Source organism: Flavobacterium sasangense DSM 21067, assembly GCF_000686885.1.
GTDB classification, from domain to species: Bacteria; Bacteroidota; Bacteroidia; order Flavobacteriales; family Flavobacteriaceae; genus Flavobacterium; species Flavobacterium sasangense.
In genome coordinates this window covers 1-1,817 of record NZ_JMLU01000061.1, presented here as the reverse complement: position 1 = coordinate 1,817, position 1,817 = coordinate 1, and the positions used below count along the sequence as shown (strand labels likewise).

The window sequence follows — 1,817 nt, the reverse complement described above, 5'->3', positions numbered from 1 at the left end:
CTGCGGAAAATCCGCAGCTGAATGGAATGTTTTGTTATATTTGTAATGGCTTGGTGTTGCATTTACGCCACATTTTTAAGCCGCAGAACGTTAGCCGTCATTGTATCGCAGAACGCAGAAATAAAACGAAAAACAGAAAAATTTATGAAGAAAATAATCACGCTTTTATTAATTTTAGTATCAAATTTTGCTTTTAGTCAAGATTTTTTTGTTTACAAAATAAGCAAACCATATTGCATTTTTAATTTTATGGAAACTGCAACAAATGGAAATGGAACTTCTTCACACTTTAAAAAATATATTGATGACAAAACCCAAAATAACCTCAATTTTAAAAATCTCTGTGAAGAATATAAAAAAATAAATTTAAGTTATAATTACAAACGATATGAATTTCCTGATGAACGAAGACCAAATCGCTCAACTTATGATTTAATTTCAATAATCGCAGTTAATTCAAAAAACTTAAAAGAGTTTAAAGAATCTACAATTGGTATTTTGCCAATTATAGAATATCAAAAATTATTTAAAATATTTTCTGATGCAGAAAATATTTATGACGAGATTATTTGGAATGATTATGAAAAGAAAATAGTAAATCAAAAAAATAGATTAATAAAATTAAAAAACGCAAACGTTGAAATTTTTAACAGGTTTAATAAATTCTATAATTCAACTTGGACAAATGAAATTCCATTTCAAATTGCTTTGTATCCAATTCCAGGAAAAAAAGGTTCAACAACAGCAACGCCACACGGAAATAGCCTTTGTATTGGAGTTCTAACTGATGAAACTGATTATACAGGACGAAATGGAGTAATTCTACACGAAATGTGTCACGTTTTATATGATGAACAATCAAAAGAATTTCAAAAGCAATTAGTCTCCTATTTTGCGGATAACAATTCAGAATATTCAAAATTTGCAAGTGCATATTTTGATGAAGCTTTAGCAACTGCTTTAGGAAATGGATGGGCATATAAAAATATAAATGGAAAAATTGATGAAAAAGAATGGTATAGCGATACTTATATTGAAGGATTTGCTAGAGGAATTTATCCTTTAGTTGAAAACTATTTAAACGAAAACAAACAAATTGACAAAAATTTTATTGATAAATCAATAGAAATATTTGGTTTAAAATTTCCAAATGCAAATGCTGATTATTCAATTTTATTAAACAAGTTATATTTATATTATGACAATGAAGATGAAAGCGAAATCACAATTCCATTACGAAAGTATTTTAGATTAAGTAATGTGAATTCTTCATCTCCAATTTTACATCCTTATAGTATTGAAAATCTAAACGAAGGTTCTGGTAATCAATTAATCATAATTAATGAAAACCAAAAAAATACTCTTGATAAATTAAAAGAAATTTATCCTGAATTATCAAAAATAAACTTTGAAAACAAACCTTTAAATTTAAGTTTTTTTGATAAAAAGGGAAATGCAGTAATTATACTAATTGTAAATAATAAAGTAGAATTTGAAAATTTAATTGAACAAATGAATAAAGAAAAATATTTTGATAAAACTAAAGTAAAGCAAAACTAAAAAAACAACGAACGGCTAACAGCAGTTTGCAGAAATGGCGGGTTTTGGACTTGATTTAAAGTTGGTTTTGTACTTGCAAAGTCAGTGTTTAACCGAAAGTTTAGGCTTCCTTAATCCGCCACTTCTGCAAGCTGCAAAACGTTGTGTGTAATTTTAAAAAGAAATGAGACAGAAAATTTTATTATTATTATTGACTTTTATAAATTTTATAAATGTTCATTCCCAAAAGTTAAATGGAACTTGGATTTTAGAAAAAA

At 26.5% G+C, this 1,817-nt stretch carries 1 protein-coding gene; it reads left to right on the top strand.

The window, feature by feature from the left end:
* The first annotated feature begins 144 nt into the window (after positions 1–144).
* Positions 145–1,560 carry a hypothetical protein gene (locus BP92_RS0113685; protein ID WP_026726542.1) on the top strand — a complete coding sequence of 472 codons (1,416 nt, stop codon included), beginning with the start codon at positions 145–147 and terminating at the stop codon, positions 1,558–1,560.
* The last annotated feature ends 257 nt before the right edge of the window (positions 1,561–1,817 follow it).

Bases quoted from the DNA above. Each gene is read 5' to 3' on its own strand.
- BP92_RS0113685 (WP_026726542.1), top strand. From the start codon at position 145: ATGAAGAAAATAATCACGCTTTTATTAATTTTAGTATCAAATTTTGCT.